At 51.7% G+C, this 22,184-nt stretch carries 21 protein-coding genes; 4 read left to right on the plus strand and 17 right to left on the minus strand.

The annotated features are described in order from the left end of the window. Positions 1-276: 276 nt before the first annotated feature. The 8 genes from EXW96_RS10070 to EXW96_RS10105 all read right to left on the minus strand — a co-directional run bounded on the left by EXW96_RS10070 (position 277) and on the right by EXW96_RS10105 (position 8,686). A complete protein-coding gene (locus tag EXW96_RS10070; protein WP_174350504.1) occupies positions 277-1,161 on the minus strand; it encodes a metal ABC transporter permease in 885 nt (294 codons plus the stop codon). Continuing rightward, positions 1,158-2,126, minus strand: coding sequence for a metal ABC transporter permease (locus EXW96_RS10075; RefSeq protein ID WP_174350505.1), 969 nt, complete (start codon positions 2,124-2,126; stop codon positions 1,158-1,160). Before EXW96_RS10075 ends, EXW96_RS10070 begins: the two co-directional genes overlap by 4 nt. Before the next feature lie 5 nt (positions 2,127-2,131). Then, entirely contained in the window at positions 2,132-2,899 is a 768-nt protein-coding gene (locus EXW96_RS10080; RefSeq protein ID WP_074727321.1) for a metal ABC transporter ATP-binding protein, read from the minus strand. A 40-nt stretch (positions 2,900-2,939) separates the two neighbouring features. After that, the gene (locus tag EXW96_RS10085) at positions 2,940-3,902 is read right to left on the minus strand and encodes a metal ABC transporter solute-binding protein, Zn/Mn family (RefSeq protein WP_174350506.1); all 963 of its coding nucleotides are present in this window, start codon (positions 3,900-3,902) and stop codon (positions 2,940-2,942) included. A gap of 200 nt (positions 3,903-4,102) precedes the next feature. Then, positions 4,103-6,157, minus strand: a complete 2,055-nt coding sequence (locus tag EXW96_RS10090) for a peptidoglycan D,D-transpeptidase FtsI family protein (RefSeq protein ID WP_062406712.1) — start codon at positions 6,155-6,157, stop codon at positions 4,103-4,105. A 67-nt stretch (positions 6,158-6,224) separates the two neighbouring features. Further along, positions 6,225-6,938: an HAD-IA family hydrolase gene (locus EXW96_RS10095; RefSeq protein WP_174350507.1), complete on the minus strand. Its 714-nt coding sequence runs from the start codon at positions 6,936-6,938 to the stop codon at positions 6,225-6,227. Positions 6,939-7,053: 115 nt separating this feature from the next. Continuing rightward, entirely contained in the window at positions 7,054-8,211 is a 1,158-nt protein-coding gene (locus EXW96_RS10100) for a transglutaminase domain-containing protein (RefSeq protein ID WP_174350508.1), read from the minus strand. A 40-nt stretch (positions 8,212-8,251) separates the two neighbouring features. After that, positions 8,252-8,686, minus strand: a complete 435-nt coding sequence (locus EXW96_RS10105) for a hypothetical protein (RefSeq protein WP_054817167.1) — start codon at positions 8,684-8,686, stop codon at positions 8,252-8,254. 249 nt (positions 8,687-8,935) lie between these two features. Between EXW96_RS10105 and EXW96_RS10110 the strand changes: the two genes are divergently transcribed. From EXW96_RS10110 to EXW96_RS10125, 4 genes are all read left to right on the plus strand, one after another. Beyond that, positions 8,936-10,099: an MFS transporter gene (locus EXW96_RS10110; RefSeq protein WP_062406699.1), complete on the plus strand. Its 1,164-nt coding sequence runs from the start codon at positions 8,936-8,938 to the stop codon at positions 10,097-10,099. A gap of 552 nt (positions 10,100-10,651) precedes the next feature. Continuing rightward, on the plus strand, positions 10,652-12,256 hold the full coding sequence (locus EXW96_RS10115) for an S-layer homology domain-containing protein (RefSeq protein WP_174350509.1): 1,605 nt from the start codon (positions 10,652-10,654) through the stop codon (positions 12,254-12,256). A gap of 256 nt (positions 12,257-12,512) precedes the next feature. Further along, entirely contained in the window at positions 12,513-12,872 is a 360-nt protein-coding gene (locus EXW96_RS10120) for a toprim domain-containing protein (protein ID WP_137669843.1), read from the plus strand. Between the two features lie 208 nt (positions 12,873-13,080). Beyond that, the gene (locus tag EXW96_RS10125; protein WP_074730239.1) at positions 13,081-14,445 is read left to right on the plus strand and encodes an ISNCY family transposase; all 1,365 of its coding nucleotides are present in this window, start codon (positions 13,081-13,083) and stop codon (positions 14,443-14,445) included. A gap of 79 nt (positions 14,446-14,524) precedes the next feature. On the opposite strand, the gene EXW96_RS10130 is transcribed toward EXW96_RS10125, so the two are convergent. The 9 genes from EXW96_RS10130 to EXW96_RS10170 form a co-directional block, all read right to left on the minus strand. Then, complete coding sequence (locus EXW96_RS10130; protein WP_174350510.1) at positions 14,525-15,448, minus strand: AEC family transporter; 924 nt, start codon at positions 15,446-15,448, stop codon at positions 14,525-14,527. Positions 15,449-15,484: 36 nt separating this feature from the next. Further along, positions 15,485-16,093 (minus strand): SCO family protein, encoded by a 609-nt coding sequence (locus tag EXW96_RS10135; RefSeq protein ID WP_062410815.1) that lies wholly within the window; start codon positions 16,091-16,093, stop codon positions 15,485-15,487. An 86-nt stretch (positions 16,094-16,179) separates the two neighbouring features. Then, on the minus strand, positions 16,180-17,115 hold the full coding sequence (gene cyoE, locus EXW96_RS10140; protein WP_074727325.1) for a heme o synthase: 936 nt from the start codon (positions 17,113-17,115) through the stop codon (positions 16,180-16,182). Between the two features lie 273 nt (positions 17,116-17,388). Then, positions 17,389-18,231, minus strand: a complete 843-nt coding sequence (locus EXW96_RS10145; RefSeq protein ID WP_074727326.1) for an urease accessory protein UreD — start codon at positions 18,229-18,231, stop codon at positions 17,389-17,391. After that, positions 18,224-18,886, minus strand: coding sequence for an urease accessory protein UreG (gene ureG / locus EXW96_RS10150; RefSeq protein ID WP_074727327.1), 663 nt, complete (start codon positions 18,884-18,886; stop codon positions 18,224-18,226). The genes EXW96_RS10145 and ureG overlap by 8 nt, the downstream gene beginning before the upstream one ends. Before the next feature lie 52 nt (positions 18,887-18,938). Then, positions 18,939-19,640 carry an urease accessory protein UreF gene (locus tag EXW96_RS10155; RefSeq protein ID WP_074727328.1) on the minus strand — a complete coding sequence of 234 codons (702 nt, stop codon included), beginning with the start codon at positions 19,638-19,640 and terminating at the stop codon, positions 18,939-18,941. A gap of 35 nt (positions 19,641-19,675) precedes the next feature. Further along, positions 19,676-21,397, minus strand: coding sequence for an urease subunit alpha (ureC, locus tag EXW96_RS10160; RefSeq protein WP_217437329.1), 1,722 nt, complete (start codon positions 21,395-21,397; stop codon positions 19,676-19,678). 9 nt (positions 21,398-21,406) lie between these two features. Next, positions 21,407-21,772, minus strand: coding sequence for an urease subunit beta (locus EXW96_RS10165; RefSeq protein ID WP_054817063.1), 366 nt, complete (start codon positions 21,770-21,772; stop codon positions 21,407-21,409). 75 nt (positions 21,773-21,847) lie between these two features. After that, a complete protein-coding gene (locus EXW96_RS10170) occupies positions 21,848-22,153 on the minus strand; it encodes an urease subunit gamma (RefSeq protein WP_062406683.1) in 306 nt (101 codons plus the stop codon). Positions 22,154-22,184 lie beyond the last annotated feature (31 nt).

Genomic DNA, 22,184 nt, shown 5'->3' on the forward strand with positions numbered 1-22,184 from the left:
AAGAGGAAAGGACGGGCCATCTCATATCTCGCTATTTTTCGACATTTTTATTGCGCACCGTGCCTTACAATCTAGCATTTTCATCTTTTTCTAGTATAAATTAACTATATTTATTAATCAATAACATTTGTAACGTTGTTGTAATGATTTTATGAAACAAGCGTTGTTTTGTGGCAAACGCCCTTTCGCTTCCCAGTAGGAAGTCGGAAGGGCGGCGTACATAAAAAACCGCCCGGCGGTATGCCGCCGGACGGCTTTTCTGCACGCAGTATCGAATTATAAGGCTTCCTCCGACGAAATCCGCTTTTGTTTCAGCTTCGGCCACACGACGCCATGCGTTGGAGAAAGGAGCAGAACGATCACAAACAGGATGCCCGCTACCGTAATCATGCAGCCGGCAATCGACGCATCCAGCAGTACAGAGCCATAGTACCCGATGACCGCACTGAGCGACCCCAGCCCCATACTGTAAAAGATCATCCGGCTGAGCCGTTCCGTCAGCAGATAAGCCGTTGCCGCCGGAACCACCAGGAGCCCCACCACCAGAATGGCGCCTACGCTCTCGAAGGAAGCCACGGTCGTCACCGATACCAGCCCCATGAGCAGATAATGAAAGAGTGCGACCGGAATCCCTGCCGCAGCCGCCATGGCCGGATCGAAAGCACAGATTTTGAACTGCTTATAAAAAAGACCGATCAGCACGCAGCTAAGCGTCAATACGCCACCCAGCACCCACACGGCCCTCGGACCGATATCTACGCCACCCACCGTAAGACGTTCCCAAGGTACGAACATGATCTCGCCGAACAGCACATGATCAAGGTCCAGATGAACCTGCCGGCTGTACATGCTGACCAGCACGACGCCGACGGCGAACAATGCGGTAAATACGACCCCGATGGCGGCATCGGACTGCACGCCGCTCTGGTGAAACCACTGAATGAGATAAACGGTGATAAGTCCGAAAACCGCCGCGCCAAGCATCATGATCAGGGATTCCTTGGTTCCGCTAAAAAGGAAGGCAATCACGATGCCCGGCAGTACAGAGTGACTGATGGCATCTCCGATCATCGCCATTCGGCGCAGAACCAGGAAGCAGCCGAGAACACTGCAGGAGCATGCTACAAGCACCCCGGTGAGAATGATCCAGAAGTCATTCATGCCTGCCCCTCCTTATGCTTGGCTTGCTCCGCTCCATGAAATCCGCTCAGCCTCGGTTGATGACTCAAATCGCCGAGCACGCTCCGCTTCACCGCCAGCCGCTCCAATAATTTAGACAGGATTCCCCGCCGCGGTGCGAACAGTACGGACACGACGAACAGCAGCGTCGCCGCCAACACGCTGAGCGGGCCGGTCGGCAGGTTGTTAGCCGTACTGCTGACCAACGTTCCGACAAAGCCGCTGACCGCCCCGAAGGCGCCTGAAAGGACAACCATCCAGCCGAGCTTATCCGTCCAGTACCGCGCGGATACCGCAGGGGTGATCAGCAGTGCGGACATCAGCACGACACCGACAGCCTGGATGCCAATGACGACGGCTACGACAATCAGGAACATCATAAACTGGTCGAGAAAGGCAACCGGCAATCCGATCCCTTTGGCAAAGCCTTGGTCGAAGCTAAGCAGCTTGAATTCTTTGAACAATAACATACAGATGAAAACCAACGCCAGCGCCGCAAGCCCCATTGTGATGACATCAGACAAAACCATAGAGGCCGCTTTACCGAACATAAAAGTATCCAGCCCGCTTTGATTGCCGTTACCGCTCTGCTGAATCTTGGTCAACAGCACGACGCCGAGACCGAAAAACACGGAAAGTACGATACCCAGCGCCGAATCCTGCTTGATTCGTGTATTACGGGTAACAAAGCCGATGCCGAATGTGGCGATAATCCCTGCCGCCACCGCACCGATCAGGAAGAAGAACATCGATTTGGAGCCGGTCAGCATAAAGGCGATACATACGCCGGGAAGCGCCGCATGCGCGAGAGCGTCACCCATAAGACTCTGCTTCCGGAGATAGGCAAAGCTTCCCAGGACGCCGCTGCTCAAGCCAAGCAGTATGCTTCCCAGCAATATCCATTGCATATTCGGATCACGAAAAAGCTCCAGCACATGTGTCCACATTCCGTTCACCTCGCACTCACAAAGATGGCATCGTCGCTTCGGTTCAGCAGGGTCAGTCTGCCTCCGTACGTCCGCTGCAGGTTTTCTTTTGTAAATAGCTCGTCGGCAGGGCCGATTCCCATCAGCTTGACGTTCAACAGAATGACCCAGTCAAAATATTCTTTGACCGTCGATAAATCATGATGCACGACAAGCACCGTTTTCCCCTGCTTCTTCAGTTCGTTGAGCAGGGTAATGATCGCTTTCTCCGTCGCTGCATCCACACCGACGAACGGTTCATCCATAAAATACAGCCGTGCGTCCTGAGCCAATGCCCTGGCAAGAAAAATGCGCTGCTGCTGTCCTCCGGACAGCTGGCTGATTTGCCGGCCGGCAAAATCGGCCATACCTACCTTCTCCAGGCACTCCAAAGCAATTTGCCTTTCTTTCGACCCGGGCCGTTTAAACCAGCCCAGGTGCCCGTAGCGCCCCATCATCACGACATCCAGCGCACTGGTCGGAAAGTCCCAATCCACCGACTCCCTCTGCGGCACATATCCGACAAGTTTTCTCTGCTCCCGATACGGTTTTCCATATATGGAAACGTCCCCTGTCAAACGGGGGATGAGCCCAAGAGCCGCTTTGATGAGCGTCGATTTGCCGGCGCCGTTAGGTCCGACAATACCGATCAGCTTGCCTTCAGGAATGTCGAAGGTAATGTTCTGCAGCACAGGTTTTTTCTGATAGGCGACCGTCAACCCTTTGATGGATAAAGGCCGATGCTGCTCTTGCATACCGCTCACTCCCTTGTATAAATCTTCCATCGAAAATGTTTTATTTTAACGCTTTTACGATCGTATCTACATTATGTCGCACCATCCCGAGGTATGTTCCTTCCGGGGTGCCTTCCTCGCCCATGGCGTCAGAGAACAATTCACCTCCGATCCGGATGTCGTGTCCCTGTCTCTTGGCTCCTTCGATAACCGCCTCAATCGATTTCTTGGGCACACTGGATTCCACAAAAATGGCTTTGATCTTATTGGCGACAAGATAATCCCTCAGCTCGCTGACATCCTTGGAGCCATATTCCGATGCCGTATTCATTCCCTGCAGCCCTCTAACCTGAATGCCATAGGCTTTGCCGAAATATCCGAAGGCGTCGTGAGCCGTCACCAGCACACGCTGCTGCTCGGGAATGTTCGCTATCTGCGTCTTTACGTATTGATCCAACTCTTCCAGCTGTCTGATGTAAGCCTCCGCATTATTCTTGTAACTGTCGGCATGCGCGGCATCCAGCTTCACAAGCTCATCGCGGATCGTCTCCGTTGCACTGATCCAATGCCTGACGTTAAACCATACATGCGGATCGTGCTCCATTCCCTGATCATCGGAAGCAAGCAATTCGGATTCCGCAATGTTTTTCGTAACCGGGACCGTCGGCTTGGATTTGGCCATTTGTTCAAAAATATCAATCATTTTCCCTTCCAGATGCAATCCGTTATAAAAAATAAGTTCAGCCTGCTCCAATTTCCGGAGGTCGCCTTGGGAAGCTTTGTATAAGTGCGGGTCTACACCGGGCTGCATCAGGGCCTGCGCTTCTACGTGCTCTCCGCCTACCTGCTTCACCAGATCATGAATCATGCCGGTTGTAGAGACCACCTGAATTTTTCCGCCCGCCGCAGCATTGCCCCCAGTTTCCTTCGGGGCTCCGCAAGCGGCCAAGGCTATAGCCAATCCCAAGAAAAGCAATGTCATAATGAATCTTTTGAATGATGACATCGATATTTTCATTTTCATTATGCTCTCTCCAATCTTTCTTATCCTATTTCGCATTTATCCATTATAGTGCCCAATTGTTACCTTAGTTCTTAAATGTTGGGTTGGACAATGTTTTTTGCCTATCGGACTATATTTTTATTATACACAAATAAGTTTGCCTTGTGCAACATTTTCTCAAAAAAAGAAATCTCCCATAAAAGGGAGATGCCGAAATGGTTTTATTGCTGCGCATTTGCAGTCCCTGTAGGTCCCTTAGGCACGCCGTCAAGACCATATTTTTGATCGTAAGCGTCGAATATTTTGCGCGCGATCGGTGCGGCGCCGTAAGCACCATAACCGCCTTCGGGCACGACAACGGCGACCGCAAGCTTCGGTTTATCCAAGGGAGCGAAAGCAATAAATACGGCGTTATCGACTTCCTTGCCCCCGACGACCTGTGTGGACGTACCGGTTTTTCTTGCAAACTTGTAAGGGAAATCCGAAAAGCCTTGTACGCCGACGTTCTCCATCCCTTTGATTACCGCATCCCAATACGCCTTCGGGAATTCGCTTTGATCCAGCACGACCTTTTCATTGAATTCTTTTACCAGCTGCCCTTCGTAGGTTTCAATCCGGTCTACAAGCAGCGGCTGCAGCCGCTGTCCGCGCGTAGCCAGCGTCGTTGCATACTGTGCCAGCTGAAGCGTCGTGTATTTTTCATTTTGGCCCCAGGAGGCAAAAACCATACGCTGCTGCGGGCTTTCTCTTGTGTTTGTTTTATACTCGCTTAAGCCCTCGTATTCCTTGGGCAATCCGCTTCCCGTCAATACCCCAAGACCGAACTTAGCCAGATATTGGTCCCAGATTTCGATCGCTTTGTTACCGTTTCTCATATACAAAGCGTTGCCGATCATCGCAGACATGAACGTGTTGGACGAATATTGAATGGCTTGCGTAGCGTTGATCAGTCCCCAGGCTTTACCGTCGGAGTTACGCAGTCTTGCGCTGTTGTCTCTCCCGTAGGTGAATACACCGGTATCGGGGTACTTGGTGCTTGTCGTGAATAGCCCTTCGTTTAACCCGATCAGAACCGATAGCGGTTTAATAACCGATCCCATATAAACGATGGAGGTTGGATGCTTATCCCGCTCTTCCTTGGTCGGATAATCCGGATAGGCCGTTGTAATCGTTCCGTTATTCACGTACGGTTGTATCCGGTCATACTCGCTTTGCGGAATGCCTCCTGCCCATACGCTCGGATCATAATCGGGCATGCTGGCCATGGCGACGACTTTTCCCGTTTCAACCTCCATGGCGACGGCATATCCGGCAACCGCATTTCTCCCTTTGGCGATATAAGGGTTAGCGCGGGCTTCCGGACTCTTCAAATATTTGATATGGTCCATAATCGCCTGCTCTGTCGTCAGCTGAACGCTGCGGTCGATAGACAGGAAAAGATTGTTGCCCTTGACAGGCTTGGTGATCTCTACGGGTCCGATAATTTTGTGCTGGGCGTTAACCGGATAAGATTTCATCCCGTTCTGTCCCCGCAGCTGCTCCTGATACATGAGTTCAATGCCGTCATAACCGACGTATTCCGTATCCATGTATCCTTCCGTCTTCGTTTTGTCCTTATAGAAGCTTAATCCGTATTTCGCTTCCCTTGCTCTGGAGAAGGGACGCATATAACCAACCAGCTGCACGGCAATGGTCTCCTGGTCGTAAAGCCGGATGCTTTCCTCCATGATTTCGATCCACTTCAGCTCATCCCGGTGCTCGAGAATGTAGGCCATTTCGTCCGGCGTCAGTCCGGATTTGATGCGCCGCGGAACCGAAAAGTAGCTTGGAGCCGTCACTTTGTTCTTGTTCAGGTCATACCCCACATCCATCTCAATGATGATATTTTCCGCTGTCATCTTCGGTGCGTCGGGGCTCCCGAATTTGGCGAAAATATCGGCCAGCTTATGGGCAAGTGCAATGACTTCGTCCTGCGGCTGGTCCTGCTCAATGCGAAAATAGAGCGATTGCGTAGAAGTGGTGTAAGCGATCGGCGCTCCCATCCGGTCATAGATATTGCCGCGGATTGGCGGGATCGGCGTATTCGCTTTGTTGATCTTCGCTTTTTCCGCCTGCAGCTCCTTGCCTTCAACGAATTGAAGCATCGCCAGCCTGACGATCAGTACGGAAAACAGGAAAAAAGTAAAGAAAAAGAACAGATTGATGCGAAATGTAAAATTGCGGCGTTTGCTGATTTCCTGTTTTTGCGGGTCATCCATCCCGATGGGCTTTTTCATTTCCTTTGGTGCTCCTTTGCTTTGCTCCATTGCTTCTTTGCTGTATAGTGCTTTGCAGCTTGCGAACCTAAAGCAGCTCGCGGAGAGAATATATTCCGTCACCGGTATGATAGTCGTATCGCTTAATTTTGACGGCATCGATGCCTGCCTGCGCAGGGGCCCAAATATCATTCAAATCGTGATCGCCTACATAAAGAACGTCCTCTGCAGCAAGGCCCGAACGTTCCAGAGAAAGGCGGAATATCGCCGGGTCCGGCTTCTCCAGGCCGACCTCCGTAGACACGATGACCGGATCGAAATAGTGCAATATGCCTTTATGCTCCAAAATGGAACGCAGTGTCGGGGCGAAATTCGATATAATGCCGAGCCGCAGGCCCCGATTCTTCAAAGCCACCATACATTCCTTCACATCTTCGAACAACGCGTAGTGCTCAGGCGAAGTGAACAGGTCATAAAGCTCGTGGCAGCAAGCATGGATCTGCTCTTCCGTCCAGCGCTCTTCTTCTACTCCCAAATGCTGCAATATGTAACGGTACAGCTTCATCCAGAAAGCACGATCGGACTCAGGCGTACAAACCTCGAACGGATCTATCTGTTTTCCGTAATAAAACAGACGAAATGCCTCGGTAAAAAGTTCACCGATTCGTTCTTCCCCGCGATGAAACGAACGGCTTGCCAAAAACTGCTGCATAATCACTCTGGCAGCCGGGATCGTCAATAACGTATCGCCCACATCGAAAAAAACGGCCTTATACTGATCCAATGTTTTTTGCGGCAGCATTTTGACGCCCTCCTGTTTAGTTTGAGCCTTCCGTTACAAGTGTACCACAAACTTCTCTTATGAAAAAAGCCGAAGAAATCGTCCGATCGGCGATCCTCCGGCTTGATATGGATACTTAACTATCCTTGATATGCGTTTCGTGAAAATTCGGAGGGTTGAACCAATTTCCTCCGCTGGCCACCCACGTAGAGTCGAGCGGCACCCATTCCTTCTTCTCCGACAAGAATACCTCGTTCCAGGCGTGCGGCCCATAGCCGCCGCGGCCGTCATAGCCGAGTCCCGTAACCACCTTCACGTCGAGCCCCACGGACCTGGCCATAACGGCGTACAGTCTGGAGAAATCGATGCAGACCCCTCTTCTGGTGCTAAACGTATCTGCGGGCGTCTGCTCCTTCCATATCCGCCGCTCCTCATACAAACGTACCTTATCCCAGTCATATTTGATACGCGTTCCTACCCAACGGTACAAAAGTTTGGCCTTTTCTTCATCCGTTTTGGCATTTGCCGTTACATGCCTGGCAGCCTCCGCAATGTCATTCGGAACAGCCGCATCCACCAACTCATATTTTCGCTGCAGGATGTTGGTGAATTCCTCCTCAACCGCCCGTGTAAATACAGGAAGCCGGCTGGAGAAGAAATCGCCTGTAACCGGCTGAATCACTTCCTTGGCGCCCTTCTGATATAATAACGAATCTTGAATATACCCGGAAATCGGAGTTTGCGGAAACAGTGTCGTAACGATAAAGAATGCGGCAATCATCAGAAGACTGCGCCCCAACCCGGTTACTGCTCCGATGATGCTGCCGATCAAACTGTTGAACAGCGTGGGAGCGGTGCGCGCATCTCCTTCGGGGCCCAACCGCCGCCGCTCCGACATCCACAGGTTTGCCAGCGGGTCGATGATCAGGCAGACCAGCTGTTTGGCGATGCCGTAGCCTAATACGAACAGCACGCTAAACCTGAGCAAGGAAAAGTCTCTTACTCCGGTAATCACGGTGTAATAAATCTGCTCCCAAAATCCCAGCTCCCGTTGAGGAATCTGCAGCCCGAGCCCGACAAGCCAAGCCTGAAACCTGGGCGACAGCCAAGAGGCCAATTGCCAAGCCGCATACAGGCTTATCAGGATAACGACCCCTTCAGTCACCATCACCGCCAAATGTCTGGCGGACGAGGAAGCGCCGCGGTAAAGCCCCTGAATGACCGAAACGATAAAAGTGGCCGCAATGAGTACTGTGATCAGATTAATTGCCGTAAGCTGTTCCAGACCGTTCAAACGCACTCCCTCCTTCCGACCTGAGGCTTAAACTCCGGTATTAAAGTCCTGCGTTTTTCTTTGCCTGTTCAATGAGCCCCTTGGTGAGATCATCCAGTTTTAACGTAAAGGTCTGGTTCATAAAGGTCACTTGGACGCTATTCTCGCCAAGCTTGCCGTCCAGCCTCACGCTCTTGGTTGCGACCGTATAAGAACCGTCCGGGTTTTGTGTGTATTTTGCGTCCTTGGCTTCCTCCGTTATGACTTTCATCGCCTGGGCCTTGGCTTCCTCCGCGACCTTGGCGCCCATCGTCGAACCAAGCTCCAGCAGCTGATCTTTATAGCTTGCCCCGTAGAAGAACAAGCCGGCCAGCAGCGCCAGCACAATTACCCATTTTACAACCGTCTTCACCACGGCTACAACAATAAAAAGTACTATCAGCGCCCCTAAGATGACAAACCAGCGCTCCGCCAAAAATGTCGAAATAAAATCCATCCCGTTGTCCCCCTTCATTCCTTGCGTCTCTTTTAGCCATCATAATGTCGGACTATTTCCTCATCATACACCAACGGTCTCTTTTTCTTCATCTCTTTTTTTACGCAGTTGGGCGAGCTTGCGTTCCATCTCGTCTCACAACCGGCCGGAGGTTCCAAAATACTTGTACTATCCGTTTTACCCCGAACGTAAACGTATAGAGTGACAGGCTGAGGGACAGCCACTTCTAATCGATGCGAGGTGATTTTAATGAAAACCGCCGTATGGCTCTATCTGTTCATGTTCGTTGCTTTTTTCGATCTGCATGCGCAGTATCCGATCCTCTCCCCGTTCGCCATCTCCCTCGGTGCAGCACCGTCCTTCATAGGCTTGATCTTGGGCGTCTACTCCATCACACACTTGCCGGGAAACTTGATTGCCGGTTATGGCGTCGATCGTTACGGCAGCAAGGGTTTTATTGTATTCAGCCTGATTGTAGCAGGAATCGTACTGTTGATTCAATCGCGTGTGACCGACCCGTGGGAGCTCTTGATCATCCGTTCCATCAGCGGCTTCGTACTGGCTTTTCTATCCCCTGCCTGTTTGTCTCTTCTTGCCAAAATCGCCAAGGACCGGGTGCAGCAAGGCAAGCTGATGGCAGGCAACGGCATGGTTCATACGTTTGCTTCCGTACTCAGTCCGGCCGCAGGAGCCTATCTTGTCGCAAAATTCGGATTTGCCCAGTCCTTTACGTTTCTGGGTTGGGGTCTCATTATCACCGGAATTTTGGCATGGATCGGCGTGAATGAAAAACAGTACAAACAAACGGCAGCCAAGCTGTTTCCTCAAGGCAGAGACCATCTTGAAGGCCCGCTTCCGGAAATGGCCCAGGGAGGAGCCGGCACGATTCCATGGTTGTTTTACGCTGTGCCTTTAGCCATTTCCTGCTCCCAGGGAATCCTGTTTTTCGAGCTTCCTCTCATGAAAGAGACGCAAGGGTCCATTCTAACCTCGGGCGTATTTTTCTCTCTGGTCAGTCTGGGCGCGCTGGTGACGCTGAGCATGCTGTTTTTGAGCCGGATATCTCCCGTACTTCGTACATCGCTGGGCAGCCTGGCTCTTGCGCTCATTTTTTTCGGCATGTCGGTTCATTGGCCGCTGCCCATGCATGCCTCGCTGTTCCTGATCGGAATGGCAAAAGGCGTCATATTCCCTGCGATCGCTTCCGTGCTTGCTGCGGTCACCAGTTCCAACCGTTACGGACGCGTCTTTTCGCTGCTGTCGATTTCCTACTCCATCGGCGCTTTTATCGGCCCTCTGGCAGCAGGCTACATTCGCACGTACATGTCGCCTTATTTTATCGCCTTCCTCTGTTTGATGCTGGCGCTTTCCGTCCTTCCCTTTCGTGCGTTCGCCTCTCCGCTCAAAGTTTAATACTAGCAGCTTGCAGCATTTCCGCCTCTTAGGAGACCGTATTCATACGTGCATTCCAATAAAGGACCGTCCGTCAAGCGGATGGTCTTTATTACTATAACGGTAAAATGAATCGGGCGACCGTCTTTGACACCGCTCGGCAAAATCCGCGATAGGCATTGTTTTTTGCAGCATCCTGTTTCAAAAGGCAATTCCATTATCGGGCCTGCGGATCACATCCGCCTATTTTTCGCTACTGCAGTCCCGAATTGATGGTTCATTAGTCCGTATTTCAAAAAACAGCGCAACTTTGTATGCGTTTCCAACGTTAAAGGGAGAGCTAAATGGTTCCATGGGGACCGGTCCAGTCCGATCCGGGTAAAAACATAGGAATGACGGACCTGACCGCCCCCTAGTTTTGGCCAAACGGACATAAACTCAGATGTCTGTTTCGAACCCTTTGTAATGGGATTTTAGGAAAACAAGGAGGTGAATTGCACCGCGGGATGAAACCTGCTCACTGCAATACCCGTTCATCACTATTTGCAAAATCAGTAAGGGAGTGATAACCGCATGAAGCCTGCTGTTCTTCAAAAAGCAGCCCAAGTAACCGCGACGATGCTGATCATCTCTATCCTGATGCCAGTGCTTGCTTTTGCGGCTTCAGGATTCCAGGTTGGTACGTATCGCAACGGTTCGGTATCCGGTTCGGTATATACCGACGTGTATGAACCGGGTGTTACCCCTACCGTATACGCGTATGATCCGAGCGGAAAACAGATTGGTGTCACCACCGCTACATACAGCGTATATGACGACGTGTACGGCAGATATCACTACAACTTCAATCTGTCTAACCTTGGTAATTTTAATTACATTAATCTTTACGGTCCTGTAGGCTTTACGGTCAATGAGTCCGTATATCAAACCGTTTACCGTGATACGAGCGACGATGATTCCGGATCAAGCCCTGGCGGTGGCGGCGGTGGGGGAGGCGGCGAAAGCACAAGCCCTTCCGGGAACATCAGCGTTCCAGCTGACGGTTCCGTTCATGCCGACCAATTGAAAAACTCGTTCGATAAGTATGACACGGTGACGTTGACATTGAACGGGACCTTTGTGCTGGTTCCGGCAAAAGCACTGACAAGCTTTACAGCGAACCCCAAGAAGCTGCTGATCGTTAAAAATGACAACGGCTCGTACAACATTCCGTTGAATGTGCTGAAGCTGGAGGACCTTGCAGGCAAGGTTTCCGTTGCCGTAAACGATTTGAACATCAAGATAAGCATTGCCCGGGCCGAACAAGCGCTGATCGACCGCGTAGCCTCTGCGGCGAATGCGATTGGCGGCAAACTGGTAAGCCCTGTGGTGGACTTCAACATCGTAGGTCAGGGCAGCAACAACCAAACGGCGGCGCTTGACTTGGGCAACCATTATTTAAGCCGGATTCTTCCATTGAATAAAACGGTTGATCCATCCAAAACGACCGGTGTGCTGTTCAACACGTCGGCGAACCGGCTGAGCTTCGTTCCAGCTCTATTCTCAGGCAATCAAGCTGTTCTGAAGCGCAACGGCAGCAGTATTTACGCGGCCATCGAAATGAACAAATCCTTTAACGATATTTCCGGTCACTGGGCGCAAGGCTACATCCAGTTGCTGGCGAACAAGCTGGTGGTTGACGGCGTAACCAATACGACCTTTGAACCGGAGCGCAGCATTACCCGTGCAGAATTCGCGGCGCTCGTTGTCCGGTCCTTGGGTCTTGAAGCTACCGGCAGCGGCAGCAGCCCGTTTAGCGACGTGGCTTCCGGCGCTTGGTATTCCGGCGTCGTAAAAGCCGCGGCAGCCGCCAAGCTGATTGACGGCTACGAAGACGGCACGTTCCGTCCGAACGCTACAATCAATCGTGAAGAGCTGGCGGCGATGGTTGTTCGCGCTCTGGCCTATGCTGGCGCGAAGCCGGCCGTTTCCGAGCAGAGACAGGCTCAACTGCTCGAGAAATTCGTCGACTCCCATACGATCGTATGGGCAAAAAATGAATTGGCGACAGCCATTGAAGCAGGCATCGTCGACGGTATGACGGAGAATACGCTGGGCGCCCGTGAACAGGCTACCCGCGCACAATCCGCTACCATGCTGAAACGTTTGCTCGAAAGAGCCAACTTCATCAACAAATAAATTACACAAATAACCACTCTCCAAAAACAAAGACCTGGCTGCTGGCGGCCAGGTCTTTGTCTTAACCCGAATCTGGAATATTTTTCCGATATCAAAAGACCTGATATCAAGTCAGGCCTTTTCTGCACGCTATAAAAACGGTTGCTTGTCTCCTTCTACTTTTCCCGGGAAATAACGACACGGGTTTGGACAGGGAGCCAAAAACAGATATACTACAATTACAGAGCACCTCATCACCTTGAAACGGAGGGATTCGATGTCTATCGCCATTATCGTGGAGGGAAAAAACGACAAAAACAGACTTAAGCGTCTGTTGACGGACGACATTCTTATTGTTTGCACGTTCGGTTCGCTCAACACAGAGCGGCTGGAATCTCTAAAAAAGAAAATTGGCGACCGATACGTTTATTTGTTCACCGATAACGATTCCTCCGGCAAAAAAATTCGAGCCATTCTAAGGGATGTGTTTCCCGATGCGGAGCAAATTTACACAAAACGCGGCTATGCCGGCGTGGAAGGGACGCCTGACGAATATTTAATTCAGCAATTGGAAAAGGCCGGGCTCGATGAGTATATCGTGTATCCGCCCACAATCCCTGGCTCTGAAAAGTTTTAAACCAAATCTTCCGCCTCATCATGTCATAAAGCTAATTAGTTTCCCCTGAAAAAGTCAGGGTGTTTTGAGCATAATTAAAAGGAATTCAGCACCTCAAAATGGAAATTGTTATTGTCGAGATAACAAAGTTCCACACCCCGAGGGAAGAATTCCTTTGCTATAGGAGTTCAACAGAAGCCCTCGGGAATCCTTCCAAGAGGTGAAGAAAATGTTGAAACTTCGAGACGAGCAATTGACCATCTGGGATGCCATTCTCCCGGAATCTGTTAGAAAGTTGCCGGTCGAGCTTGCAATCATAGATCAATTACTGGACGACGACCGTTTTCTTCAACCGTTTACTGAGTTGCACCCGAAAGGCAAGAAAAGCGGCCGTCCTACGCTTGCAATTGAAAAGTACATCCGTCTTATGGTCCTGAAGCATAAATACAATTTGGGCTACGAGTCACTCGTGAAGGAAGTCGGTGACAGCATCACATGGCGAATGTTCTGCCGGTTTGCCATCGACGAACCGATGCCCGACCCGTCTACGCTCATCTATGCCCGCAAACGCTACGGCGACAAGATCGTCGAAGACATCAATGCCGCACTCGTAAAGCAGTGTGAGGAAAAAGCCGTTCTGAAAACCCGCAAATTGCGCACGGATACGACGGTTGTGGAATCCGATATCCATCACCCGACAGACGCTACGCTGTTGCAAGATGGCGTAAAAGTCATCACTCGAACGATTCAGAAAATCCGGAAAGTCGCCTCCCACACTGTTCAAGGCTTTGAAGATCGTACGGCAGAAATCAAGGAAAAGATTCTGTCCATCGCGAAAGTTCTACGTCGCCGCACCCGTGAATCTTGGGAAGAAGTTGACCGGATCACTGGGAGCGTAATCGAAGTAGCCGAGAACGTTGTGAACAAGGCGCAAACCGTTATCGAGAAACTGCAAGACAAGGGCAAAGCTGCTCTTCGACAAAGTAAAACCAAACTGACCGAGGCGGTCACGCTAACCGGCAAGTTGTTGGAACAAGCCAAACAGGTCGTTTCCGGCAATCGAATCATCGCAGATCGGATCGTCAGTTTCTTTGACCCGGAAGCAAGACCGATTAAGAAAGGTAAGCTGGCCAAAGGAACTGAGTTCGGCTACAAGGTGCGAATCGACGAGACGGAAAGCGGCTTTGTGACCGGCTACGCTGTCTACGAGGGGAACCCCTCGGATGATGAACTGCTCGTTCCCGCTGTACAGGCGCATATCAAGCAATTCGGCAAAGCGCCGCAAGCTGTAGCGACCGACCGCGGTTTCTCAAGCAAGAAGAACGAAACGGCCATTACCGAACTTGGTGTGAAGCGAGCTAGCTTGCCGCGAAAGGGCAAAAAAGGCATTGCCCGATCCGAGTACGAAAACGAATTATGGTTCAAAGACTTGCAGCGTTACCGTGCAGCTGGAGAAGCGAAGATTAGTCTTCTCAAGCGGAAGTACGGTTTGAACCGCAGCAGGTATCGGGGCTTTGTCGGCTCAAAATGCTGGGTCGGCTTCGGGATTCTGACCCACAACCTGCAAAGAGCGGCAAAAATGCTCCAAAACTAACATGGAAACCGATCATTAGGGAAAGTTCCCCCTCACAACCCAGCCAGCAACCCGAAACTATTTTTGAAAATCGACTTTTTCAGGAGCAACTAATTAAATAAATAACGGAAGTTACCGTGAAAACACTAAAGACCGTCGATGAAAAGACCACTTGTGAAGTAAACTCAGGCTCGTTGTCGTATTCAACGGCGATCGGCACACTGCTTAGCGAAGACGGCACTGCACACGAAAGGACCAGCGCCTGAGCCATCACTCCCTCGATCCCCATCGCCATAACGATTCCAAAGCCTACGGCGGGTCCGATCAGCAGCCGGAGCACATTGGCCAGCATGACGTCCGAGAAATTAAGCTTCCACTTCATGCTGCCAAGTTGAACACCCAATGTTATCAAAGCCGTGGCAATAAAAGCATTTGAGATATAATTGATCGGTGCATAGATCGGTCCCGGTACGGGAATATCCAATCCTTTCATTAAAAACGCCAAGGGAATGATATAAATGACCGGAAGCGTCATAATCGTTCGAAGCGTTTTTCTCATATCGTTGCGCTTCGAAGCATTAACGGAGTAAATTCCATATGTATTCGGCAGCAAGCTTTGCATCATCATGATGATAATTTGAATCGACAGCGTAAAAGGGTCCCCTACAAACACAAGTTGATTGAGCGGAACCCCGTAGTTTGCGCTATTGTAGAAAATAACGGTATTGCGCATGGCCGGGATCATGCCCCCTTGGTAGCGGCGGAGGCGGATCACGATCTCGGCCAGGATAAACATCAATGAAAAAAACAGAAAGAAAAAGAGCAGCGTTTGCCCTAGTATGACTAAAGATATCGATGATTCGTAAAGCATTTTAAAAATAATGGCCGGTGAAAACAAATAAAAATTCAGCTTGGAGAGCGTCTTGATATCCAGCTTGAATGCGCGGTAAAAAACAACGCCGACCGCGATCATCACCGTTAATGGAACGACGTTGTTCAATAAAATATACCAAAAATAACTCATGCAGGCGCTGACCCCCGATGCCCTTCCATAAATGGCTTACTTATCTTTGCTGATTTGGATCAGGTCGTCAGCCACTTTTTCTATATCCAGATTCTCATCATGACCGCTGTAGTAGGTACGGAGGTCGCCTTTACCGTCCACCAGCAAAAATAAGTTGCCGTGCGTATAGGTCTCGCCCCCCGGATCCTTAACGACCATCACGCCATAATCGCTGGCCAGCTTGATTACCTCATCCTGGTTGCCGCGCAAAAAATACCAGCCCCGGTAATCCGCGTGGTACCGCTGCGAGAATTCTTTTAAGCGCTCAGGCGTATCTCTGTCCGGATCGAATGTAATCGACATAAGAACCGTTTTGTCCGGAAAAGCGCCCTTCTTGATCAGAACGTCCTGAATCTTGGAAAGCGTATAAGTTGTCGGAATACATACATCCGGACAGGTGGAGAAATAAAAATAAATGAGCTTCGCTTTTCCAGCCGTATCCGCCAGCGAGACCTGCTTCCCATCCAGATTTTCCAGCGTAAATTCCGGCGCTTTTTTGAGTACGCCTATTTCTTGCTCCGGCCCTTTGAGCAGCATATAGGCAAAGGTAGCGATCAGGCCGATCAATAATACCACAACGATGATTTTAAAGCCGTTTTTTTGCATGATACCCACCCTTTCTTCTATAAAAAATAAATCCCAGGCCCCAGGTGCCATGGGATTATAACTTCAACCCAGTACGTATATGACGATTACGGTAGAGGGGTCGTGCTGATCACCATTGCAATAAACAACAGGATCAAATAATTAATGGAGAAAATAAACGTTTTTTTCGCCCACTGCACTTCGTCTTCGGCCTTAAATCCATTCAGGCTTATAAAAGCCCAATACAGCCCCAAAACAGTTGCAGCGTAGAAATAAAGCGACCCGACATAACCGAAAAGATAGAGCAGCAGAGAAAACGGAACGAGCAGGACGATGTAGCGAATCATCGCCATCTTGGTAATATACGTCCCTTTCACCACCGGAAGCAAAGGAAATCCGGCAGCGCGATACTCTTCCATCCGACGGATGCCGAGCGCCCAGAAGTGCGGCGGCTGCCATAGGAACAAAATGCCGAACAAAACAATAGCTCCGGCATCGAGCTGCGGGTTGACGGCGCAATAGCCGATGACCGGAGGAACCGCTCCGGAGAAGCTGCCGACAACCGTACTCCATACCGAGGTCCGTTTAAACCAGGCCGTATAAATCCACACGTAGACGAACAGTCCGATGAGACCAAGCAGCGCCGCGATCGGATTAGCCAAAAACCAAAGCACAGACAGTCCGATAATTCCCAAAGTGATGCCGTACCACAGTACCGTTTGAGGAGAAATCCTTCCGGCAGCCAAAGCCCTCTTCTGCGTCCGTTCCATTTTGGTGTCCATATCGCGATCCAGATAGTTATTGAGCACACAACCGGAAGCCATCACGAGCGCGGTTCCAAGCAGTGTGAATATCAGTTTCATCCAATCGACATGCCAGCCTGATGCGACCCAAAAGCCGCCAAAGGCCGTAATGGAGTTGGAAAACAATATACCCGGCTTGGCCAGTTGAACAAAATCCTTCCAGCTTGCAGATTCGCTCGCCGGTGATTCAACCGCAGCAGCCGCCTCCGTACCCAGCTCCAAGGTTACCTGTTCCTTCACTTGATTAAACCTCCTCGTGCGAAGAGTCTTTAGTGAGTCCTTGATTCTTCACGCATAAACATCCCCTTAATAATAACAACCTGCAGACCAATTGACAACAAACAGACCCAGGTGTTCAAAATATTGTCGAAACCGGCGAAGGGTAGAATATTTTAGTACCGGGAGGAAAAAATCAAAAAGGGGTATGGCTAACAAAGGAAGATAAAATGAGAAAAGGAGACGGCATTTGCACCATCTCCAGGAGTAAAAGTACTATAAACAAGCTACGCCCTATCACTTGGGAGCGAACAGCGGATTTCGGTTGAAAACTTCTGAGCGCAGGAAGGTCCACGCTTCCTTAAGCAGCGCTTCGATTTCGTAGACGCGAACCCCAAGCACGCTGACCGCTAAGCCGAATTTGTAGGTCAAGCTTATGCCGTAGTATAGCCCGGGGCGCAAGGAATCTTGCTGTGCCAACCGTTCGCGCAATGCTTCTGCCACGTTTGCGTTGACCCTTTCCGAGAATAAATACAGCGTTCCCGTATGAGTGTGAGAATCCCAGCGCGCGATTTGCCGCGGTACTTGCAGCTGAGGCTCCACACGCTGCTTCGTGCTGAAAATTAACTCGTTTCCATACCGGACCGTCAATCGGCTCTGATACCGCTCATAATGAAACACTTCTCCGCGATGCGTCCGGCCCGGGCAAACGATATCACTAAGGAATAAAGACGCTCCCTCTTCCATCTGAACCGTCATGTCGCTCGCAAACGATGCATCCTTGTACAGCATCAAGGGCTCAGGCATGTACTCCACGTAAGCCCCGCGGTGAAGAGACAGGCTCTGGCTCTGTGCACTCGGGTTCAGTCGGGCGCCGCCGTCCTTCTTCGAAGGATGCACCTTCGTATAAGACTGATTCGTCACGAAAACATTCGTGTTCTCGCCGAATCGCCAAACCAGCTCATACCGGTCCCCCGCCATTACGCCGGGAGACGCATCCATGAGGTATACACCAAGCTGCCCTTCGAACGGGAAGGTTTTGGCAATTTTTAACGGATAAGCATGGGTATGGCGTTGAAGCTGCGTGCTTCCGCCTTTCGCCGTAAATTCGGCGTTAACGGAACCGGTCACCTCAGGCATGGCTGTATTGATGCTCGACCCAATGGACGATGTCGTCCAGCCCTTGGCCGTCGAACAGATTGGAGAACACGAACGGCTTGTCGCCGCGCATCCGGATCGTATCCTCCTCCATCACCTTTAATGAGGCGCCTACGTGAGGGGCCAAGTCAATCTTGTTAATGATCAGCATATCCGAGCGGATGATGCCGGGTCCGCCTTTGCGCGGAATTTTCTCTCCCTGCGCCACGTCGATAATATAGATGAAGCGATCCACCAGTTCGGGGCTGAAGGCCGCCGCCAGATTATCCCCTCCGCTTTCGATGAAAATGATATCGAGACGGGAAAACCGGCGTTCCAGTTCTTCAATCGCTTCAAAATTCATCGATGCATCCTCGCGAATCGCCGTATGCGGGCATCCGCCCGTTTCCACGCCGATAATACGTTCGGGCGGCAGCGCCTCGGAACGAATCAGGATGTCTGCATCTTCCTTCGTATAAATATCGTTGGTGATGACCGCAATGCTGTATCGTTCGTTCAGCTTTCTGGCCAGACGCTCTACAAGCGCCGTTTTGCCGGAGCCGACGGGACCTCCGATTCCGATCCGCAGCGGACGCTCCAAGGACCTTTTCTCCGGCGTTTCCCAATGATGGTGATGATGCACTCCTCCCTGACACATAGCAAAGCCCTCCTTCAAATAATACGTAATGGATATATCGAATATCATGGCATTAAGACATGAACAACCGCGAATACAAGCTCTCGTGACGCATCATGGCAATATCCGCATAAGGAACGCTTCCGAAGCCGTCCTCTATCGGGTCCAGCGTCTCACACTGCCGCCAAGCCGCCTGAATGGACGGAACCAACGCTGCGAGCAGCCGCTGACCGTCCGTTTGACCGATGGACATCAGCCGCAGTCCGCTGTTGATGCAAGTCATCACGGAAGCGTATAAATACCCTTCAGCCGCCATGGTCAGAGGAATCCCAAGCCGCAGGCTGATCCAACCGTGAATGAGCGGATGGGTACCGATGCACTTCCCCGACGTGACAGCTTCATTCAGCGGCTCCCACCCAAGCTGCGGATACATAGCACGGACGAGCTGATACAGCCTGCGCCCCATTTTGGCTGCGCCGTCCCTCGTCTCCATCGCTGCCCGCTGGACATGCTGCGTCTTGTCAACGAGCCAAAGCTCCTCCCAGCGCTGCTCAGGGGCAAGCGTGTAGACGGCCTTGACGGCTAACGCATCAACCGGCGCCCAGCTGTGAAACAGCATGCTCTCAATGTACTCCTGCAGCTGGTGCAGTCCTGCGATTCTGCCCTCCTGCACCATCGTCTCCAAACCGAACGAATGGGAGAACCCCCCGATCGGCAACGCCGAGTCCAATAGCTGCGTATAGGCAAGCCATGATAATGTCTGGCTGTTCTCCATGCCGCGGCTGCCTCCTTGCTCATAAGCCTACATGATTAAAATAAAAAGTAACGCTGTGCCATCGGCAGCTCGCTGACGGGTTCACAGCTAATGACTTTCCCGTCGACCTTCACTTCATAAGTCTCGGGATTGACGTCGATCAAAGGGGTTTCACCGTTGTGAATCATATCCCTTTTGGTAATGCTGCGGCAGCCGCGCACCGGCTCAATCCGCTTTTGAAGACCGAGCTGATGATGCACTCCCGCGTCGTAAGCCGCTTGGGAAACGAACGTCACGCAGCGATTCAGCGCCCGGCCGTAAGCACCGAACATCGGCCTTCCGAAAACGGGCTGCGGCGTAGGTATCGAAGCGTTCGGGTCACCCATTTGCGCGTAAGCGATCATCCCGCCTTTCAGCACCATATCCGGCTTTACGCCGAAGAATGCCGGGCTCCACACCACCAGGTCCGCCAGCTTCCCGGGTTCCACCGAACCGACCAAATGCGAGATGCCGTGCGTAATCGCCGGGTTGATCGTATACTTGGCCACATAACGCTTGATGCGGAAATTATCGTTGTCCTTGGGCGAAGCATCCTGCTCGCCCGGCGCGGCCAAATATCCGCGTTGCTTCTTCATTTTGTCCGCCGTCTGCCACGTCCGGGTGATAACCTCGCCCACCCTGCCCATAGCTTGAGAATCCGAGCTAATGATGCTGAACACGCCAAGATCGTGAAGAATGTCTTCGGCAGCGATCGTCTCCGGCCGGATTCTGGAATCGGCGAAGGCGACGTCCTCGGGAATACGGCTGTCCAGATGGTGGCATACCATCAGCATGTCGAGATGTTCTTCCACGGTGTTCACCGTATAGGGACGTGTCGGGTTAGTGGATGAAGGCAGCACGTTCAATTCGGAAGCGATGCGGATGATATCCGGCGCATGGCCCCCGCCCGCGCCTTCCGTATGGTACGTATGAATGGTACGTCCGCCGATCGCCTTGATCGTATCTTCCACAAATCCGGATTCGTTGAGCGTATCCGTATGAATCGCCACCTGAATATCGTAGCGGTCGGCTACGTTCAGGCAGGCGTCGATCGCAGCAGGGGTCGTTCCCCAATCTTCATGTAGTTTGAGTCCGATAGCTCCCGCCTCCACCTGCTCGATCAAGGGCCCGGGAAACGAGGCATTGCCTTTGCCGGTGAAGCCAAGGTTCATCGGGAACGCCTCCGCCGCCTCAAGCATCCGGTGCATGTGCCATGCGCCGGGCGTGCACGTTGTGGCGCTCGTCCCCGCCGCAGGCCCGGTGCCTCCTCCGATCATGGTCGTTATTCCTGACGCCAGCGCCGTCTCGATCTGCTGCGGGCAGATATAATGGATATGCGTGTCGATGCCGCCGGCCGTGATAATCTTGCCTTCGCCCGCTATCACTTCTGTCGAAGCCCCGACAATCATGTTCGGATGCACACCATCCATCAGATCCGGATTACCCGCTTTGCCTATGCCGACAATGATACCGTCTTTGATCCCGATATCGGCTTTCACAATCCCGCTGTGATCAATAATCACCGCATTCGTAATGAGGGTATCGAGCACACCTTGATTGCGCGTATGCCGGCTCGATTGCCCCATACCGTCGCGAATCACCTTTCCCCCGCCGAATTTGCATTCCTCGCCATAGACGGTGAAATCGCGTTCAATTTCCGCCCACAGATCCGTATCCGCCAGCCTGACGGCATCCCCGACGGTGGGTCCGAACATAAGGGCGTACGATTTTCGATCCATCTCAGCCACCTAGAGGCCCTCCTCCCACTCGGTCAGATTTATGCGAATCGGTTCCGGAAGATGACCCCGCCGCACTTTCCCTTTGGATAATCCGTTCAAACCGTAGGAAAGCTTCTCACCCCCCAGTTCGACGAGCTTGACGGGCTTTTCCTCTCCCGGCTCGAACCGGACGGCCGTGCCCGCGGGGATATCCAACCGCATGCCGAACGCTTGCTGCCGATCAAATCGAAGTGCGCGGTTCACTTCAAAAAAATGGTAATGCGATCCTACTTGAACAGGCCGATCTCCGGTATTGATGACGATGAGGTCCGATTTTTCTTTCCCCGCGTTCAACTCGATCGATCCGGCTTTTACCCGATATTCTCCAGGTACCATAGCCATTCCCCTCTCTTCGAGATCATTAATGATATTGAAATACGGCTAATATGAATGTCATGGATCAAGCGCCCGTTAGCGCCGGATCGGCTGATGAACTGTGACCAGCTTCGTCCCGTCCGGAAACGTCGCCTCCACCTGCACTTCATGAATCATCTCCGGAACGCCTTCCATGACTTGCCCGGCTTTCAAAATCGTGGTGCCAAACTGCATGAGTTGGGCCACCGTCATGCCATCCCGGGCGCCCTCCATAATTTCCGAGGTAATCAGCGCCACGCTTTCGGGGTAGTTCAGCTTGACGCCGCGGGCAAGCCGCCTGCGGGCCACGTCGGCCGCCACGGTAATGAGCAGCTTTTCCTTCTCCCTTTCCGTCAGGTACATGTTACACCTCCTAAAAACACGAATATTACCG

The sequence above is a fragment of the Paenibacillus sp. JMULE4 genome, from assembly GCF_013337105.1.
Lineage (GTDB): Bacteria > Bacillota > Bacilli > Paenibacillales > NBRC-103111 > Paenibacillus_G > Paenibacillus_G naphthalenovorans.